The sequence below is a fragment of the Paenibacillus humicus NBRC 102415 genome, assembly GCF_004000905.1.
Lineage (GTDB): Bacteria > Bacillota > Bacilli > Paenibacillales > Paenibacillaceae > Paenibacillus_O > Paenibacillus_O humicus.
The window spans coordinates 1-20,513 of the sequence record NZ_BIMD01000028.1 but is presented as its reverse complement, the minus strand read 5'-3'; the positions used below and the strand labels follow the sequence as shown (position 1 = coordinate 20,513).

The 20,513-nt window shown below is 63.9% G+C and carries 6 protein-coding genes; all 6 read left to right on the top strand.

Annotated elements, in window-relative coordinates; translation table 11 throughout:
• Positions 1 to 79: 79 nt before the first annotated feature.
• Positions 80 to 928 (top strand): copper amine oxidase N-terminal domain-containing protein, encoded by an 849-nt coding sequence (locus PHU01S_RS16330; RefSeq protein WP_127508566.1) that lies wholly within the window; start codon positions 80 to 82, stop codon positions 926 to 928.
• A 274-nt stretch (positions 929 to 1,202) separates the two neighbouring features.
• Positions 1,203 to 4,265, top strand: coding sequence for a hybrid sensor histidine kinase/response regulator (locus tag PHU01S_RS16325; protein ID WP_164763092.1), 3,063 nt, complete (start codon positions 1,203 to 1,205; stop codon positions 4,263 to 4,265).
• Positions 4,266 to 4,268: 3 nt separating this feature from the next.
• Complete coding sequence (locus tag PHU01S_RS16320) at positions 4,269 to 5,390, top strand: response regulator (RefSeq protein WP_127508560.1); 1,122 nt, start codon at positions 4,269 to 4,271, stop codon at positions 5,388 to 5,390.
• A 168-nt stretch (positions 5,391 to 5,558) separates the two neighbouring features.
• A complete protein-coding gene (locus tag PHU01S_RS16315) occupies positions 5,559 to 10,817 on the top strand; it encodes a hypothetical protein (RefSeq protein ID WP_127508557.1) in 5,259 nt (1,752 codons plus the stop codon).
• Positions 10,818 to 10,848: 31 nt separating this feature from the next.
• Complete coding sequence (locus PHU01S_RS16310) at positions 10,849 to 18,447, top strand: S-layer homology domain-containing protein (protein WP_127508554.1); 7,599 nt, start codon at positions 10,849 to 10,851, stop codon at positions 18,445 to 18,447.
• An 89-nt stretch (positions 18,448 to 18,536) separates the two neighbouring features.
• The coding region (locus tag PHU01S_RS16305) for a hypothetical protein (RefSeq protein WP_218032463.1) at positions 18,537 to 20,513 on the top strand (1,977 nt) is incomplete at its 3' end.

Here is a 20,513-nt window from a genome sequence, read left to right as displayed (position 1 = left end):
CAGGAACCTTTTTCCAGTTGTTCCGTCTGTAAGATTGTCCCGTTCTCAATCAATTGATTATAAAAGGATGGATGGAAAAATGAAGAAGATCATTCCCGGCCTCTTTCTTGCAGCAGCCGTGCTCGTCTCGCCGCCTGCCGCCCATGCGGCTAGCAGCCATATCAAGGTTGATGGGGCAGCTGTCGCTTCGGATGTAAAGCCTGAAATGAAGAACAATCGCACCATGGTGCCTTTGCGTGTAATCAGCGAGAATTTGGGAGCTGCGGTCGATTGGTCCCATTCGGAAGTGACGCTGACGAAGAACAAGATGAAAGTGATTCTAAAGGCCAATAGTGCGACTGCGGTAAAAAATGGCGAAGAAGTTCAGCTGGACTCCAAGCCGTACGTCAAAAACAATCGGGTTCTCGTTCCGCTGCGATTTATTGCCGAAACCTTTGGCTGCACGGTCGGTTACAGCAATTCCACGGTAACGGTCGATTCTCCGCCGCTGGTCATTAATGATATCGCAATAAAGACCCTTCAAACCGAATACCATATGACCATGGGCGGCGTCGTCGAGCAGATCAATGGAAATTCCTATATCGATTCGGTCTACAAGCTCATGGATAGCGGCAAAGGCCAGAAGGTCGATGCGCCTGCCAGCTTCGCGTGGAGGGCCAACATCGATGTGCCTGGGTCCTATTATAAAAATAAGCAATATGACTTCCTGGACAGCAAGGGAAGCAGCGTGAAGCGTTATGATGTTTATACTTTGGTCGAGGCTTTCCCGGCTGAGGATCTGAAAGGATTTGCAAAGGTCCTCATTCATGACGCCAAGAGCGACCAATGGTATTTGTTCAGCGAGACAGCAGTAAATTCCCTGGCGAAGCTGACGGACTCAGCCTCCTCGAACGGTTATTCGAAGGTAATCAGCAACACGGTTGTTTAAGCCGCGGCAGCCGACAGTGCTTGCAAACTGATCAGCACCTGACAGGCTTTGCTCCTCGGAGAGCTTGTCCTTCAGCTTAATAGGCTATCCAAAGCCGCATCTCTCCCGAAGTGGAGGGAGCGGCTTTTTTTTGGTTCTATATTATTCAATTCGAGCAGGAAGACGGCAAGAAACGATAGAGAAGCTGACGCGCTCTTCACGAAAGCCGGTTTTCAACCGATAAATACAATCTAGATTTATTGATATTTTAGTAGGCGGATGGAGGCATATGTGGATGCGGAGGGTTGCCGGCATCATCTTCCTCGTGGTGTCGCTAAGCATCTGGATACCGCTCGGCATCAGCTCGGAGCGAGGTTCGGAACCGAATCGGCTGCGGGCGGAAAAAGGCGTGCTCGATCTTGCCGGCTGGGACGGCTCCGGCCGGATCGCGCTGAACGGCGAATGGGAATTTTATTGGAATGAGCTGCTTGCGCCGGGAGAGGCCTCCCGGCAGGGAGAGCCGGCCTGGATGGAGGTGCCGGGCGCATGGAACGACAGACAGGCAAGCGGGGATGAAATGCCTGCCTACGGCGCGGCGACATACCGGCTCAGGCTTCTCCATGTGCCGGAGTCCGGCGTTTATGCAATCAAAAAGACGAATATCCGCTTTGCCAGCGAGATTTACATCAATGGAAAAAAAGTGCTGATCGACGGCGTGCCCGCTCTGAGCGAGGACGCGTATGTGCCGGGCAACTCTCCCAGGATTGCTGCTTTTGAGCTGGAGCGCGGAGAGGCGGAGATTGTCGTGCATGCATCCAATTACGACTATCTCGATTCCGGCATCCCGATGCCGATCTACTTCGGCAAGCAGGAGGCCGTCCGCGCCGCCCATGAACGCAGCCTGCTCGGAGAATCGACCATGGCCGTTGTGCTCACGGTCGTCGGCCTTATTCACCTCGTGCTGTTCGCGGCTGTGTGGCTCTACGGGCAGCGGGATTATTCGCTGCTGCTGTTCGGCCTCACCTGCTTCGGCTTGGCCGTATTCAACGGCCTGCTGGGAGAAAGGCCGCTGACCCTGCTGCTGGACGGGCTGTCCTTTCAAACGTTATATACAATCAAGGATATGAGCTCTCTAGCCGGCTTCATCGTCTCCGTCTATCTGCTTCGGCTATTGCAGGGAGACCGCCCCAACCGATGGCTGCGGCTGTTCGTGCTGGCGCTGCTGGTCAGTCTGCTTTTGTTTCCGTTTCTGGACATCCGGGAGTACCTGTTGATTTATCAGCTCATCATTTTCGCTGAGCAGCTGCTGATGGTTTGGCTGTTCTGGAGCGCTGCGGCTCATTATGCGCGCGCAAGCCGGGCCAAGCGGTACGAGGCGCTGCTGCTGCTGCTGGCTGTGCTGCTGCTGATTCTGTACTCCATCTGCTGCTGGCTGTTCGGCTTGTCGCTGCTCAACTCGTTGCTGCTGACCCAGATCTACGTCGTTTTGTTCAGCCTGGTCGTCTTTCTGATCATTGTCTACCGCTTCTACTCGGCATTCCGCGAGATGGATCATATGCACCGCAAGCTGCTGCGGCTGGATCGCCAAAAGGACGAATTCCTCTCGTCGACGACCTATCAGCTGAGGGCGCCGCTGCAGGATATCGTCCACCTGGCCGACAGCGTAGCCAAGAGCACGGCCATCCCGCCGGGCTCCGGTCCCGCGCGCAGCCTCGAGCTGATTGCCGGTACGGGGCGCAAGCTCGGGTACCTCGTCCAGGATCTGCATGATTTCTCCCGGCTGAAGCATGAGGACATCCAGCCGGAGCTGCGCAACCTCGATTTGAGGTCCGCAGTCGAATCGGTGCTTGGGCTGCACCGGTCCCTGCTGGGACGCCGGCCGGTTCTGCTGCTGAATGGGGTAAAGGAAAATATGGCGGCAGTCTATGCGGACGAGGACCGGCTGGTGCAGATTCTTCATCGTCTGGTCGGACAAGCCGCGTTTCGGGCGGAAGAGGGCAGAATCGAGATCGATGCCGAGGAGCAGGGAGGCTTTGCAGTCGTGACGATCCGTTTCATCGGGAAAAGAAAGCCGATGCACTCGGATGAGCGATTCATCGCCGATCCTCCCCTGTCCGGCGAGGACTCCGCCGATCTGGCGCTGCTGATCTCCCGCCGGCTGATCGAGCTGCAGGGTGGCCGGGTGCTGCAGCCGGCGCCGGGAGAGGCGGAGCTGCCGTTCCGATTCGCCCTGCTGCTGGAGGCCGAGCATGGCGGCAAGCCGGCCCGGAGGGGAACGGGAGCGAAGGAGCCGGCTGCCGCCGCCCATTTCCTCCAGGCCGCCCGCGACGGCAGGCAGCGTCCGGCCGTGCTTGTGGCCGATCCCGACACCGCCAGCCTGCACGCGATTTCCCAGCTGCTGGAGCAGGAAGGGCTCCGGGTCGAGGCTGTCCATTCGGCGAAGCAGATGCGGGAGGCGCTCGGCAAGGAACGGGAGTTATGCCTCGTGCTGCTGGGCGTATCGCTCACGGACGGCAGCGGCTACGAAGCCCTTCAGGAAGCGAGGGAGCGCTTCTCGCCTTCCGAGCTTCCCGTGCTGATGCTGACCGGCCGGCGCCGGGAGGAGGACCGCAAGCTGGCCCTCGATCTCGGCGCGAACGATTACGTCGCCAAGCCCTTCGAGGCGGAGGAGCTGCTCGCCAGGGTGCGCAGCCTCGTCAAGCTGCGGCAGTCGGTCAAGGAAGCGAGGGAGCGGGAGATCGCCTTCCTGCGCTCCCAGATCAATCCGCATTTCCTGTACAACGCGCTCGGCGCCATCGCAGAGCTGTGCGTCGAAGATCCGGCGAAGGCGGAGAAGCTGACGATGGATCTATCGGGATATCTGCGCGGCAGCTTCGACTTCCGGGAGCTGGACTCCTTGTCTTCGCTCGGAGCGGAGATGAAGCTGATCGAGGCGTATGCCGAAATCGAGAAAGCCCGCTTCGGCTCCCGGCTGAAGGTAAGCCTCCGCTGCGACGCCGATCCGGGCCTGCGCTTCCCTCCTCTGCTGCTTCAGCCGCTCGTGGAGAACGCCATCCGCCACGGCCTTCTCTCCAGGGGGCGGGGCGGAGAGGTCAAGGTCACGATCTCCGAGCGGGAGGGCTTCCTGCATGCGGCGGTGGAGGATGACGGCGCCGGATTCGATGCGGAGGCGATGTATGTTCGGCTGCAGCAGCCGGAGCGCATCGGCGGAGTCGGGCTTTGGAACGTCAGCGAGCGGCTGCGGCTGCTGTACGGGGAGAAGCTGGACCTGACAAGCCGGGCGGGGCAAGGCTCGAGGCTGGCCTTCCGGGTTCCGGTCGCGGCCAGGTCCGCACGCGGTTATGACAAAGGAGGATGAGCGATGCTGCAAGCGATTATCGTGGATGACGAGGAGCTGTCGGTTCGCCGGCTGTCGCGAATTGCTGGCGAGATCGGCGGCGTGGAGATCCGCCGCAGCTTCTTCAGTCCGGCGGAAGCCTGCGAGTTCATCCGCAGCCATCCCGTCGACGTCGCCTTTCTCGACATCAACATGCCCGAGATCGACGGGATGGAGCTTGGAGCCCGGCTGAAGCAGCTGCAGCAGTCGCTTGAGGTCGTCTTCGTAACCGGCTACGACCGGTACGCGGTCGATGCCTTCGAGCAGGACGCGGCGGACTATGTCCTCAAGCCGGTCAACGCGGAGCGGCTGGCCAAGACGCTCGAACGTCTCCAGAAGCGCCTTAAGCCGTCTCGGGAGCCGCTTGCGCAGCCGAAGCTCGGCGTCCGCCTGTTCGGCGGCATCCGCTTTTTCCGCTACGACGGTACGGGCGGCGCGGAAGCGCCGATCAAGCTGCGCAGCCCCAAGACCGAGGAGCTGTTCGTCTACCTGCTTTGCAAAGGGACCGTCAGCCGGGAGGAAGTCGCCGATACGCTGTGGCGAGGGCTCGACCCGGACAAAGCCGCCAAAAACATCAACTCCACGCTCTATTATATCCGCCGGCCGCTCGCAGACGCCGGCCTGGAATCGCTGCTGCAGGCCGGACGCTACGATATCCGCATCGACGCCTCGCAGGTGGATTGCGATCTGTACGAGTACGAACGCATCGTCCAGCGGATCCGTGCGGAGCCGTCGCCGGATCTGCTGCGCTTCGACCAGGCGGAGGCCGCGGCGCAAGGCTCGTTCCTGACCGGCAAGCTGTACGAATGGGCGGGCGAGCTGTCGCGGCGCCTGGAGCGGGAGCGGATGGAGCTGATGGAAGGGAAGGCGAGATTGCTGCTGCGGGACAGCAAGCCTCAGGCCGCCTTTCCGCTGTTACAGCGAATGATCGAGCTCGATCCGCTGCGGGAGGATATCCACGTGGAGCTGATCCGCCTCTACATCCGCCTCGGCCGCACCCATGACGCGGCCAGGCAGTACCGGGAGCTGGAGGAGAGGCTCGCCCGCGATCTCGGCGCGGCTCCTTCCCGTTCGTTCGCGTCGCTCATGAACGCCGCTCATTTTTAATTTCATCGATAAGCCAGGACTTTAGAACTAAAGTCCTGGCTTTTTTTGTGTTTTCTATCGCTTGTTTATTTTTCGTTTATTCCTTTTTCCTAGAATGGACTCGGATTGTGTCGAAATTAGAGTGGGTCTGAAGTCAGTCTTCGACAAGGGGATAAGGGGGGCACTGAGGTGCATCTGCGCAAAATTGGCAAACGAGGGTTCAAACTGCTTCTGGCGGCGAGCCTGCTCGTCGGAGCCGCGGCAGGAGGCTGGGCTGCGCCGGCCGAGGCGGCTGCGGCCGATCTGGAGGTTACACAAAAATTCGGCAACCGCATCGGCAATCTCAGCTATGAGGCTCAGAATGCGTTCGGCAATTTCTACAACAGCATGGAGCAGGGCTTCTATATGCAGCATGATCCGGACACGTCGGCGGACTGGGGCGCCGGCGATGTATTCACGGATGAATCCGGAGCGACCTACACGCTGCGCGTCGGCGAAAATCCGCTGCTCTCGGCAATGGCGCTGAGCGGCCACGCTTCGATGAAGATCGGCTTCGGAACGCTCCGCAAAAACTACGGGGTGTTTTCCGGATCGGAAAACTCCAGCATCGAAGTCAAGGTCAACGGCCAGGAAATCATGTATTACAACACGAACAGCACGAGCGGCAGCACGCAGATCTACAACAAATCGGTTGAACGCCTGCTGACGCCGGGCGCCGTCATCACGATCCGCATCTTCGGCCAGGACGACGACGACGGCCCGACGGGCGTGCGCGGCCTGTACATCAAGTTCGAGGACAAGGAGCGTCCCGTGCTGGAGGGCTACACGTTCACCGGCAACGGCGCTACCCGGGAGAACGAAGAGATTCATCAAACCGAGCTTTATGTGAAAAAGAACGAGTTCGTCGACCTCGCCTACAACTTCAGCGAGCCGGTCCGGCCGACCTCGGTGACGGCAAGCTTTTCCGATTATTTCCTAAGGCATCCGCTGTTCGTCAATCCCGACGGCACCGGGCTGCCGGCGGCCGGCCAGCCGCAGTACCTGCAAAACACGACGTACAGCGCGGCCAATCTCGGCACGTACCATGACAAGATCGCCTACCGGTACGCCGCTTCGGCCTATCACAACAGCGGCAACCTGCCGCTGGAGCCGAAGGTCGACGGAAGCACGCTGAACGCCGCTCCGATGGATCTGTCGCTCAAGGAGAAGCTGGAGCAGGCCGTGCTGGCGGACGCCGCGGGCAACGTCGCAACGATGCGCTTCCCGAACAAGGCCAGCGCGGCCAGCCTGCCGAAGGTGCAAGGGCATACGCTGGATCCGTTCGACTACAAGGCCGGCGGCTACCGGGTCATCGTGGATGCGGTCCGGCCGAAGTACAGCAAGTCCGGCAACGGCATCCAGCCGGAGATTCTCACCGGCACGACGCTGAACAAAGGCGACGTCATCGACTTCAGCGTGCAGCTCACGGAGCCGGGCATCGTGAACCGGATCTGGGAAGGCCAGGAGGCGGGCACGTACCTGCTGTTCAACAACGGCATGAAGGCCTACTACGTCTCCGGCTACAGCAAGAGCGTCTGGAAATTCCGCGCCGTCATCGGCGACTCCGTCGATCTGGAGACGCCGCTGCTGAAGGTGATCGCGCTGTCTCACGACAACAAGACGCCGGCTCTGTCCGACCTGTCGGTCATTCAGGACTATGCGGGCAACCTGCTCATCCAGCCGGCGAACTACGACGGCGTGTTCGAGAACGCGCCGATGGATGTGGAGCCGTCGCTCGTGAACTCCAAGATCGACTGGGCGAATCTGTTCATCGACAACACGAAGCCGCTCATCGGCTACCGCTACGAGGCGGGAGGCGCGACGGCCACGGCTTACGCCAAGGCAGGCAAGGTGACGATCGACGCCAACGATCCGTCCCTGCTCGTCCCGGCGCTCGATCCGGCCGTACAGGACCGGGGAGCGGAGCGCCCGAGCCGCGGCATCTACCGTCCGAGCAATATGACGGGAGAGGCGGCGCCGTCGATCGGCCTCGTGTATTACGCCTGGAGCCAATCACCGGCCGATCCGCTGGCGGGCAAGGAGGCCGACAACTATGCGGCTGTGAAGCGCTACTCCCTGTCGGCGAAGCAGCCGTCGGAGGAGCTGTATCCGGAGATGACCGGGCTCAAGCTATCGGCCGCCAACAACAAGACGAACGTCATCTCCCCGCCTCCCGAGGCGCTGCTGCCGGAGAACAGCGGCAAGTGGTACCTCCATACATGGACGGCGGACATGACCTGGGATACCGCGCGCGAGCTGATGCAATACGAAAAGATGAAGGACTACGTCCTCAAGCACGCGGAGCAGTATGAGGCCTGGAAGGCGGAGGCGCCCGGCTCGGAGGCGGACAAAACCTTCTACGCCGACAACAAGGCGCTGGCGGCCGTCGGCCAGTACGGCGACAAGAACGAATGGAAGCTGGAAGACTTCAAAAACGATGATTCCAACTGGACGCATGAGGTCGGCGTGCTGCGCCTCGACAATCTGCAGCCGCAGCTGGAGCCGGCAGTCGTATCCGCCGACGGCACGGCGGACGTGACCGTGCAGGCGCTCGTGGAGGAGCCGCACAGCGGCATCCGCAGCATCGGCTACCAGTGGGTCAAGGACGGCTTCCAGCCGCAGGAGCTGGAGTGGAAGCCGGCAGCGACGGTGGCCGGAGCGGTATATGGAGACGAGGCGCCGTCCTACACGGTGACGCAGTCGACGTACACGGACGTATTCGAGGACGGAGCGTACTGGCTCTATCTCAAGGCCGAGGATCAGGCCGGCAACCTCATCGTCGGCACGCCGCAGAACGCGCCGGTCACCGTCAGCACGGAGCAGGCGCTGCCGACGCGGTTCCTGCCGGAGCCGAACGCGGCCTATACGCGCAGCGGCGAAGTGAGGTTCTGGATCGGCCAAGCGTCGCCGGACTACGTCGGCTACGCCTGGTCGGACAGCCCGCTGAGGCCTTCGGACAGCGGCTTCGCGGCGCTGGAGCCGGACGCCGCGGCCGAGGAGGGCTGGACGGGGTACGCCATTCCGGACGAGGAGAAGAGCGGCGTCCGCTATGTGCATGTGAAGGCGGCAATCGGGGAGCGCACGCAGTATTACTCGCGGGCGTACTATTTCGACAATGAACCGCCGCAGATCGGCTTCGGGCTGGAAGGCCTGAACTATCCGCTGCCGAAGCAGAGCGTGCTCGTCACGCTTGCCGAGCTGTACAGCAAGAGCGGCCTGACCGCCTCCTACCAGTGGGTGCGCGAGGGAGAGCCGGAGCCTTCGGAGAGCTCCGGCGGCTGGGTGTCTCTCGGAGACAGCCGTGTCGCGGAGCTGGAAGGGGCAAAGGTCCTGGCTGACGGCGAGACGGCGGACTTCCGCCTGTATGTAAAGGCGACCGATGGAGCGGGCAATACGGCTCTCGCGGCCACCACAGGCACGTTCAAGCTGACAGGTCCGGTCAAGGATTCGCCGGCCGCGCCGGGAACATCGGCGCTTGTCCGGCTGACCGGCGACGAGGCGGACGGCTATACCGCCATCGTCAAGCTGGGGCTGCAGACCGACAACCCTTCCGGCTATGAGTATTCCGTTTCTCCGGACGGGGGCGAGAGCTGGCAGAAATGGCGTCCATATACGACGTTCGTCAGCCTCAAGGTGCCGTCGGGCGACGCTGCCGCGCTGCAGGTGCAGGTCAAATACCGCTCGCCGAGCGGGAAGATCGGCGCCGTCTATCCGGTCGACGCCAAGGGCTTCGATCCCGATGCCGAGCCGGTCTATGCCGTAGCGGCGATGTCCGGGCTGACGCCGGTGAACGGAGCTGATGGAGCGACGTTCGAGATCGCTCCGCCGCCGGGCATCCGGATCGCGATCTCCAAGCTCAACCCGCATCAGCCGACGCGCTCGGGCAACCGGTTCAACGTCAAGCAGAACGGCTTCTACACGTTCGAGCTGACCGACCTGAACGACGCGAAGCGCAAGGAGACGCTCGTTGTCGTCGTGAACAACGTCGACGATGTGAAGCCGGAGGGCGTCATCCAATACTCCGTCAGCAACAACATCAAGACGAACGGCCATGTGACGGCGATGCTGACCGGCCTGGAGCCGATCATCATGACGAACAACGGCGGCAAGAGCGTCTACACGTTCACGGAGAACGGCAGCTTCGAATTCGAGTTCAAGGATGCGGCCGGCAACACGGGCAAGGCGACGGCAATCGTGTCGAACATCGACCGCGATCCGCCGCGCGTGCAGATTGTGCGCTCCTACGCCTACGGCAAGGACGGCAGCCAGAGCTTCGGCACTCTCCGCGATTCCAGCGGCCGCGTCGTGCTCTCCTCGGGCGTGACGCTGTCGGTCGTCAAGGCGGACAGCCAGGCGCGCGACTTCGTCGTGCACAGCCAGAACAACGGCGTCGCGGTGACGAAAAACGGGACCGTATCGTTCACGATCGGCGACGCGCTCGGCAATACGATGATCGTCAAGGAGCAGGTGGAAGGCGTCGTCAGCGAAGGCCCGCAGCCGGAGCGCGTCTCCTACGCCTTCGTCGACAGCCAGGGTGCCGAGCTGCCGGCAAGCCGCATCGTCACGATCGGCGGCAAGAAGTACGCCGCCGGCAGGATGAAGGTGACGCTCAGCGGCAAGGTCGCCGCGCCGAACGCCGTCTTCTCCGGCTTGAGGCCGATCGGGCCGCCGGGCGCCTACAGCAATCAGGTGAGCGGCGCCGGCGGAGCCTATTCGTATTCCCGCATCTTTGAAACGAACGGCTCGTCGGCGATGTCGATCTCCGATGCGCTCGGCAACGCCACGCAGATTCCGGTGACGGTGGCGGGACTGGACAATGCCGCGCCTGCGATCCAGCTGAAGCAGCCGACGGTCGGCATCGTGCAGAACAAAGCCGGCTTCAGCGCCGCGGCCGATCTCGGCGGCTACGAAGTCTCCGACAACTTGTCGGCGGCGGACAAGGTCAAGGTCGAGGTCAGCGGGCTCGACCTGAGCAAGCTCGGACGCCAGCGCGTCGCCTACACGGCGATCGACGAGGTCGGCAACCGTGCGGTCGCCTACCAGGACGTCGTCGTCGTCAAGAGCGGCGGCCTGCTCATCTTCGGCAACGGCACGCTGATCTCGGCCGCATCCGGCGAGCAGGCGCTGTTCGATACGAACCGCATCACGTTCCGCGTGAGCGGCTACAACACGATGAAGGTCGGCGGCAAGGAGACGGTCAACGAGGCCGGCACGTTCGAGCTGCTGTACCAGCCGGGCTTGTACCGCGAGGGCCAGATGAAGTCGATCGCGTCCAAGCTGACGTACCAGCAGCTGGCGGACGGCGGCTACACGGTCGCCTTCCCGAAAGCGGGCTGGTACACGATCGTCGTGCGGACGCAGGAGCGCGACCGCGAGTATGCGAGCTTCTTTGTCGGATCGGTCAAATAGAGTCATGAACGAAGGAACTGGGGGATGCTTGGTGAGGCTGCTCAAACGCGCGATCTCGTCGCTGCTGGCATTCGTGCTGGTGTTTCCTGCCCTGTTCGAGAGCGGCCACGCAGTGGCCGCCGAGCTGGGCAAGAGCCGCACGACGACGATTCAGAATGAATTTATCAAGGTGACCGTCGACAACGAGACGGGACGATACGGCATCCGGACGGTCGAAGGCCAGCCGATCCGCAAGCAGGATCAGAACGTGAGCCTGATCTTCCGCGGGGACGATCCGGAGACGTCGTTCACGACGTTCCGCATCGACGGCACGGACTATATTTTCGGCAACAAGTACAAGTTCGGGCGCGAAGAGTCGCGCACGACGGAGCCGGTGCTTCTCGAGAAGCCGAACGGCACGAAGCAGCTGGAGATGACCTGGACGCTCAAGGGCGTGCAGATCAAGCAGATCCTGCTGCTGTATACGGACAGCAAGGACAAGGCGAACTCGGGCAACGTCAACATCCGCTACGAGGTCGTCAACGGCAGCGGAGTCAAGGTCGAGGTCGGCAGCCGCATCCTGCTCGATACGATGGTCGGCGGCAACGACGGCCCGGCGTTCCAGGTCGGCACGGCGTACAAGGCGCCGCTGTCGGTGGAGCGCAGGCTCACCCATGAGCCGGAGAAGCTGGGCATTCCCGAGGAGGACCGCCCGCTCTACAAGCTTCCGGCCTACTGGGTCATGCGCGACAAGCTCGACCTGGAAAATCCGCAGGCGACGAACGTCGTCGCCTACGGCTTCAACAATGTGGCCGAGCAGAACATCAACATCGTCGACGAGATGGTCGTCGGCCACTGGAACGGCCTTGCGAATACGAAATGGGACTATACGGTCCATCCGAACCTGGATTTCACGCGCGATACGAACGACTACGGCAGCGCCGACTCCGCCGTGGCGTTCTACTGGAATCCGGACGCGATCGAGCCGGGACGCATGCAGAGCTTCGAGACGGTATACGGCCTCGGCGAGATCGTCGCTCCGGACAAGGTGTTCTCGGTCCGCTACGTCGATCCGGTGCAGCAGCTCGCGACGCTGGCCGACGGCAGCGCTTACCGGGACGAGGGCATCTTCGACATTACGGCCGAAATCGAGAACCTGCCGGCGTTCGGCATGGAGCATTCCCGCATCGAGCTCGAGATGACGCTCCAGAGCGGGCTCAGCTTCGTGCAGCTCGACGAGCGCGGCAACATCAGGCGGGACGCCTCCGGCAAGCCGCTCGTGGACAATGTGAGCAGCAAGAAGGTGGAGTACCGCAAGGAGGCGACGCCGGAGGAAGCCCGTCAGGGCATCCAGCCGAAGTACAAGCCGGGCGACACAGTGACGGCTTCCTTCAAGGTCATGGCCAAAGGAAAGCCGTGGCCGACGACGCGCCAGTACATGCTGACGGCGCGCAGCCCGGAGACGCGCAGCAAGCTGGAGGGCGTAAAGGACGAGGGCATCCAGGCCCAGTACGAGTCCGTCAAGTCCAACTTCATTCTGCTGCCGCCGGTAGGCGAGGCGACGCCGACGTATGTATACGGCGTCTCGCCGAAGGAGCTTTACAGCACGGACGTCAAGTACATGACGGTCAACCTTTCGAATATCGAAGCGTACACGACGGGCGGCGAAGGGACGGAGCCGAACTTCGACCTGTATCTGATCGAAAAGGCGACCGGCGACCGCTACCGGGTGCCGGTGAAGGATTCGGTGCTGCTGCAGCCGACCGACGACGGCCTCACGGGAGACATGCGCATCACCTACCGGGGCGGCGACAAGGTCGACGAGACGGGCAAGGTGCTTGAGGAGGGACTCGGACCGGAGCTGCCGCTCGGCGAATACGAAATCGCGATCGATTACAAGGCGGCCGCCGGAGACGATCCGGAGATCGCGTCGATGTACGACATTACGGCCGGCGAGACGATCCTCGTCACCGACAACGACGAATCCCGCATCCGCGAGGCCGGCATCCTGGCGCTGTACAAGGAAGTCGTCGATCTGAGCGGCCTCGACAACGGCGCGACGGTCGGCGCGGAGCGGCTCGAGCAGCTGAACAGCCTGTTCCCCGGCAATCCGTTCAAGGAAGGCAGCTTCCTGTACGCCGCGGCGACGAGCTACAAAAAGACGCGCGCGCTCATCGGAGCCGCCAGCAAGGCGGTCGATCCCGAATTCGATCTGAGCGGGTTCGCCGACGAATCGGCACTGGCGGAGACGCCGCTCTACAACTACCGCATCTTCGAGAGCGAGGAGGATCTGGAGGCGTTCGAGGAGGAGGCGGAGGAAGCGGACATCGACCGCGAGGCGCTCGTCGTCGTGCGCGGCATGGTGAAGCAGGTCGGCACCGGGGACGATCAGCAGATCATCGTCGATACGAAGACCGAGCCTGCCATCATCAACGATTCGGTCGCGTACAGCGGCAAGGACCTCGTCATCGTGCGCGGCAAGCTCGACATCTTCGGCATGAAGCAGCCGGAGGGGCTGCCGCTGCTCGATACGATGTTCGTCAAGGGCGACGGCACGCTGAGCGTGGCCAGCAGCGGCTTCATTTTCCACAAGGGCGAATGGACGCTCGACTTCTTCAACGGCTTCGACAAGACGCTCGGCGGGGACGGCTACGGCATCCCGCGCGCCGGCAGCGGCGAGGACGAAGACGAGGAAGAGGAGAGCAAGGACGCCAACAAGCAGTCGGCGACCAACCCGGAGGACGACAGCCAGAATGGAAGCCTCAAGTGGGCGGTCGGCGGCGTCGGCGACCGGCTCAATCCGCTCCGGCAGATCATGCTGGAGAATGTGTATTTCAACAAGCACTCGCTGTTCAGCGCGCCGAGCTTCTCCATCGACGGCTTCGGCCTGTCGCTGAACGACTTCATTCTCCGCGAGGGCGGCATCTCGTTCGGCGGCTCCGTGTCGCTGAAGGTCGTGAACGCGGAGATCAACAACGTCATCTACAACAGCAAAGGGTTTGTCGGCATCGACGCCAAGCTCGGCTTCGACCTCAATGAAAGCCTCGGCCTGTTCGGGCCGAAGGAGGACAAGAAGGCGGACAGCGAAGGTCCGAAAAAGCCGAGCGGCAGCATCAGCGTCACCCACTACGTGCAGAAGGTAGAGGGGATCAACAACCAGTACGGACTCGAGTTCGAGGCGCAGCTGAAAAACATGGCCGAGGTCTCGATCGAATTCTCGCTCAAGCAGGTCGACGACGGGCGCATCCTGCCGGATGTAATCGCCTTCGGCACGCAGTTGAAGAGCCCGGGCGTGCTCATCACCGGCGCCACCTACCTGACCGCCGTGCGCGGCGCGGTGCGGGAGCTGGCGGATACGATCGCCGGCGGCACCAAGGAGGATCCGTTCCCGCTGACGATCGAGGCGGGCGTCGGCATCCGCTTCGGCATGGCGCCGGCCTACTTCTTCGGCGACATCGACATGACGCTCAAGCGGACCGGCATCAAGATCGAGGGGCGGATGAAATACTCGCCCGATGCCAATGCGGAGGAGGACGACCGCATCCCGATGCTGACGCAGGCGCTGCTGGAAGCCCAGTGGGTGACGCCGTGGTTCGTCCGGGTGCAGGCCGAAATCGACATCGGCGGCTGGGACATCATCGTCGGCAAGGCCGGCATCTTCGTCGGCCAGAACCTGGAGAAGAACCGCACCGACTTCGAAGGCTACATCGGCTCCAAGGTGCAGATTCCGGGCTCGGTGCCGGTCGTCGGCGGCATGCCGCTCTCGAGCGTCTTCCTCGGCGTCAACAACGACAAGCTGTGGGGCAGCGTCGGCATCCTGTTCATCTCCCTCGGCATCACGTATTACTGGGGAGGCGGAGTGGAATTCGGCACGTCTAGCGATCAGCTGCCGGAGGGACTGGCCCATCTGGTCATCCAGGATCCGGAGCGCGGACCGCGCCTGCTCGTCATCGGCACGGGCGTAGAAAAGGTGGCCGACTCCCGCATCGCATCCGAGCAGGAATCGCAGGCGATCGAATACCGCGAGATCGGGAACGGCGCCAAAATCGTCGACAACGGCGACATGACGCTCGGCGTCGGCGGCATCACGGTCAAAAATGGCGGCCGCGTGCATGAGATTCCGATGAGCGGAGTCAGCGGCAACGCCATCATCGAGATGGAATACGACAGCAAGGACATGCCGGCATTTACGCTCAAGGACGGCAGCGGCAAGCTGTATCCGGTGAAATTCGACAATACGAACACGGACAAGACGGCGAACGCGTTCACGCAGACCGTGCCGGCGAAGCAGTCGCCGACGGGCGTGGACATGCGCAAGGCATACGTCATCGTGCCGGCGGACAAAGCCGCCGCAGGCGGCAAATGGACGCTGACGGCGCAGGCGCCGGTCGAGACGAAGCTGCTGAACGTGCCGACGGCGCCGCAGCTGAGCGAGGTCGGCCTGACGCCGAATCCGGCGGATGCCAACAAGTTCAGCGCGACCTGGAAGGTCGACAATGCGAAGCCGGGCGATACGGTCAGCCTCTATCTGGCCAGCGACGCGGTGACGGGCAAGATGGAGAAGCTGTCGACCGGCGAGCTCGTCCAGCAGACCGGCGACGCCGGACTGCTGATCGCCAAGGATCTGCCGGCCGCGGCGGGCAGCGCGGCGATCGACGTCACCCGCATCCCGCTGGCGGGAGGCACGGAGGATATCCGCGGCCTCTTGCGCCAGGGCAGCTATTATGTGCGGGCGGAACTCCATTCGGAGAACGCCTTCGGCACGAAAACGTCGGCGCAGCGCTTCGAGCTCCAGGACCCGATGGCTCCGGCCAAGGTCGAGGGCGTGAGCGTGAAGCCGGCCGGCAACGGCTACTTCCATCTGTCGTTCAAGCCCGGCGCGGTCAAATCCGGCCAGCAGGCCTATGAACGCAGCTACGTCATCGAGGCGCTGCAGGAGCAGGACAAGGCGATGAAGAGCTACGAGCCGTTCGGCACCGTGCTGATGACGGAGGAGGAGCTGAAGCCGTATTGGAACGCCTCTTCCGGACGTTACGAGGGCATTCCGATCGGGGGCTGGGCCGCCGTCTCGACCTCGGACACGATCAACACCTCCAGTCTCGATGGCACGGCGGTTCCGGCCGGCGAAGCGAGCCATGCCGGACTGGAGACGGGCAAGGTCTACACGATCGGCGTGAGCGCCTCCGCCGTGCCGACTGCGGCGGATGACAAGAACCGCAATCCGCATTATGCGGACCGCGCCGACTCGGCTGCGACGCTGCTGCCTGTCGCGCAGAAGCCGCAGCTCACGCTCGGCGGCGGACCGGCCAAGCCGGACGGCAAGAAGTTCTGGGAAATGCTCACGAGCCGCACGGAGCAGAATCTGACGCTCCTCTCCACCCAGCCCAACGTCGAAGTGGAGGCCTATGTCGGGGAGGAGCTGCTCGGCAAGGCGGACATGCGCACCGAGGGCGGCGGTAGCCGCGGCACGCTGAAGCTGGACCGCTTCGCGACGGACGGCAAGTTCGCGGTGGAGCTGAGAGCCCGCAACAAGGCGACCGGAGACGTCTCGGTCACGATGCTGTACCTGACGGTCGACACGATCGCGCCGGTGCTGTACATCGACGAGCCGGCGACCGGAGCCCGAACCAAATCGGGCCGCATCCGCGTCTCCGGAACGACGACCGTCGGCGACGTCCTCACGGTCGCCGGACAGCCGGTCAAGGTCGGGGAGGACGGGCGATTCAGCGGCGAGGTGCTGCTGCCTGAAGGCGCAGGCGCCGCAGCCGAGCTGAAGTTCGTGGCCCGCGACGCGGCCGGCAACGGGAACTCGGCGGTCGTGAACGTCACGAACGACGGCTTCCGGGCGCCGAGCGCGATCCTGCTGAAGCCGATTCCGAAGCTGCAGCCTGGCGAGAGCGTGAAGCTCCAGGCGGTGCTGAAGGTGGCGGACGGCAAGGACGGCAGCGGCAAGCCGCGCTTCAAGGAAGTCGCGCTCGGCAAGGAAGAGCTGGAGCGGCTGAGCCTGACGGCGGACGGCGAAGCGGCGCTGCTGGCCGAGGACGGCACGCTGACGGCTACTGGTGCCGGAGCGAGCCTGATTACGGCGGAGTACCGGGTTTCGGACGCCATGACGCTGCAGGCGATGGCCGTCGCGGAGGTGGCGCTGCCGGCGCCGACCTCGCTCGGCTCGATCCATGCTTCGACCGAAAGCGTGCTCGGCTCGTCGGATAAGACGCGCATCGTCGTCTCCGATGCCGGAGACATGACCGGCCAGCAGCTGGCATACCGCGTCTATGGGGCGGGCGCCAAGCTGCCTGCCTTCAAGGAGGATCTTTCCGGCTGGAGCGTCGTCCCTTCGGACGGCGTCATCGGGGCGAAGCACGGCGATAACGTCGTCGTGGCGAAGCGTACCTCCGCCGGGAAGCTGGCGATGGCCGCTTCGGTGCTGCCTGCGAATATTTGGAACAGCATGCCGGGCGGCTTCGGCTTCGGAGGCGGCGGAGCGCCGGCTGCGGGAGACAAGGCGCAGGCCAGCTTGAACGGCAGTCCCGTCGAGGCGGCATGGGAGGGCAAAACGGTCGTCATCCGGCTTGATGCCTCGAGCGCGGACGGCTCGGCCGACGTTGTTCTCCGCTCGGCGGAAGCGGCGGCGGAGGGCTACCGGATCACGGTCGCCCGCGCGCTCGCCGACAAGCTCGCCGCGGCAGGCAAGACGCTGCGGATCGAGCTGCCGATGGCCAGCCTGTCGCTCGGCGCCTCGCAGCTGCGCGGCGGCAAGGACGATCTTACGTTGTCGTTCGGCTTGAACGACAACGCCGATCGTGCCGCGCTGGATGCGGCGGCGCTCGCCCAAGGCTTCAGGCTGCTGGGCGGCGGCGCAGGCACCAAGCTGCAGCTGGGCCTTCCGTCATCCGGCTGGAAGCCGGCTCCGGCCGCGGTTCTGCCGCTGCCCGAGGGCGTCACGACGAAGGATGTGACGGCAGTGCTGCTGAGGGCGGCAGACGGCAGCTGGACGCCGCTGCCATGGAAGCCGGCTGCGGGCGGATCGGCCGCAGAGGTCGTGCTGACCGGCTCCGGCAGCCTCTATTATGCAAGCAACAGCAAGACGTTCCAGGATGTAGCGCCGCTGTTCTGGGCGGCGGACACGATCCGGCAGGCCTCGGCGAGAATGCTCGTCTTCGGCCAGTCGGCGGCTAAGTTCGCTCCGAACGCCAAGGTGACGCGGGCGGAATATCCGACGATCCTGCTCCGTTCGGCCGGTTACATGACCGAGCCCGCGGCAACGGCCCGCTTCGGAGACGTGCCGGCGGACAGCTGGTACGCACGGACGGTCGCCGTCGCGACCGGCCTCGGCCTCACCAGCGGCAAGAGTCCGGACCGGTACGATCCGGGCGCGGCTCTGACCCGCCTGGAGGCGATGGTCATGGCCGGCAGGCTGATGGCGATTGCCCGGCCGGGCAAGGAGCTGGGCGAGGAAGAAACCGCCCGCGTGCTGGGCGCCTTCGGTGATGCCAAAGCGATTCCCGCTTGGGCTCGGGCACCGCTGGCGGCAGCCGTGCAGGCAGGACTCATTCAAGGCATCGACGGCAGCATTTCCCCGAACGAGCCGCTCACGCGCAGCCAGGCGGCTGCGATCGCGGTCCGGGTGAACGACTGGATGAAATCATAATCGGCCGCAGCAGACGGCAGGCCCGCATCATGCTCCAAGCGTGATGCGGGTTGTCTGCTAAGGACGGGAAAATAGGCGGGGGGCAGGACATGAAGGCAGCAAAAAGAAAACCGGCCTGGAAAGCGGCCGCGCTCGGAGCGGTTTTGCTCGCGGGCGCGCTTGGCGGCACGGCCATGATGGTCAGGGCCGGCGCCCAGACCTGGTCGGGCTCGGCGGATACGAGCTGGTTCGATTCGACGTATACCACATTCAAGATCGACACGCCGGCCAAGCTGGCGGGAATCGCCAAGCTCGTCAACGAGGATGACGGCGTCGACGGCCTCAAGGGCAAAATTCTGGAAGTGGACCACAGCCTGGATCTGTCCGCATACGATTGGGTGCCGATCGGCACCGAGAGCCACCCGTTCAAAGGCACGCTCATCGCCAAGGATGGAGCGAAGTTCGGCATCTCCGGCATGCGCGTCCCATCCTCCATCCCTTACCAGGGGCTGGTCGGCAACATGGAGGGAGGCACGGTCGGCGGCTTCCGCTTCGAGGCGGACGGCTACATCGGCCTCTCCACCGTGTCCGGCAACGTGTATGCCGGCGCGGCGGTCGGCAGGATGGCGGGCTACAGCATCGTCTACGACATCGAGAACGAAATCGGCATCGGGGCCAAAAGCCTCGCGGGCACCGCATATGCGGGCGGCATCGTCGGCTCGGCCGAGGGCCAGGTGGCGAATGTGTCCAACGATGCCGCGGTCGCGACCGAAGGCTCGGCCTACGCTGGCGGGCTGATCGGATACGTATCGTCCGGCAGCCTGCAGATGAAGACGGCGCATAACGAAGGACCGGTCACGGCCGGCGGTGGCGGAGTCATCTATGCAGGCGGCCTTGCCGGCTATACGGCCGGAATTCTGACGATGAACGACCAGAATACGGTCATCGCGAATACCGCTCCCGTCCAGGTTACGGCGGGCAGCATCGTTCATGCCGGCGGCTTCTCCGGCGGCTTCGGCGCTCCTGTCCTGTTCTCCGCCCAGACGGCGGCCAGCGGCTCCGTCACGGTGACGGCTCCGGATGCGGCGGAGGTATACGCCGGAGGTCTGACGGGCTTGATCGACGGGGCGCTGCCTGAGGTGACGATGGCGCTGCCGGCGACGGGAGCAGTCAACGTCCATGCGGGCGGAACCGTCCATGCCGGAGGCATCGCGGGCCATGTCGGCCCGATGCTTTCGTGGTCCAAGGGGTATGCGCAGTCGGCGGCAGTCGAGGCAGAGGGCGGCGGCGACGTCTATGCGGGCGGTCTGTTCGGCTCCGCAGCCAGCGGACTTCAGCTGGTGGAAGCCTCGCCCCGCGCGTTCTCGTCGAGCGGCGACATTCATGTCCTCGGCGGCGGCAAGGTGCGCGCCGGAGGCATCGTCGGCGAGCTCGGCGGCGGCCTGCTGGGCCAGGCCGGCTTCAAGGGCTCGCTTGACGCGAGGGCGCAGGCGGAGCAGGCGGACGTGCAGGCGGGCGGCATTGCCGGCCGCGCAGCCGCAGGCACGGTCATTCGCCATGTCTTCTCCGGCGGCACGGCAGAGGCGCCTGCATCCATCACGGCGCAAGGCGAGTTCGGCGGCATCGCCGGCCGCTCCGAGGGGACGGTCCAGCAGGCGTCGGCCGCTTATCTCCTGCTCAAAGCCGTCGCATCCGACAGCTCGGCCGGCGGCATCGCCGGCAGCGCTTCGGGACGGATCGAGCAGGCCTCGGCGGGCGATCCGGCTGCGAAGGATTCCTCGAGCATCGTCTTCGAGGCGGAAACCGCCGCTTCGGCCGGAGGACGAGACGGCTTCGCAGCGGGCGGGCTTCTCGGCCGCGGCTTCGGCGAGCTGACGGTGACGGACAGCCGGGTGGACCGGCTGTCCGTGAACCTGCCCGCCGGCAAGGCGGGCTACATCTTCGGAGGCGCGGCGGGACGCGTTGAAGGACAAGCCGTGCTCGGCACGGCGGAGAAGCCGGTGCGCGTCACCGGCATCAGCCTGAATGCGCAGGCGGACGACGCCGCGCTCGGCGGCGCAGTCGGCCGGCTCGACGGCTCGGCGCAG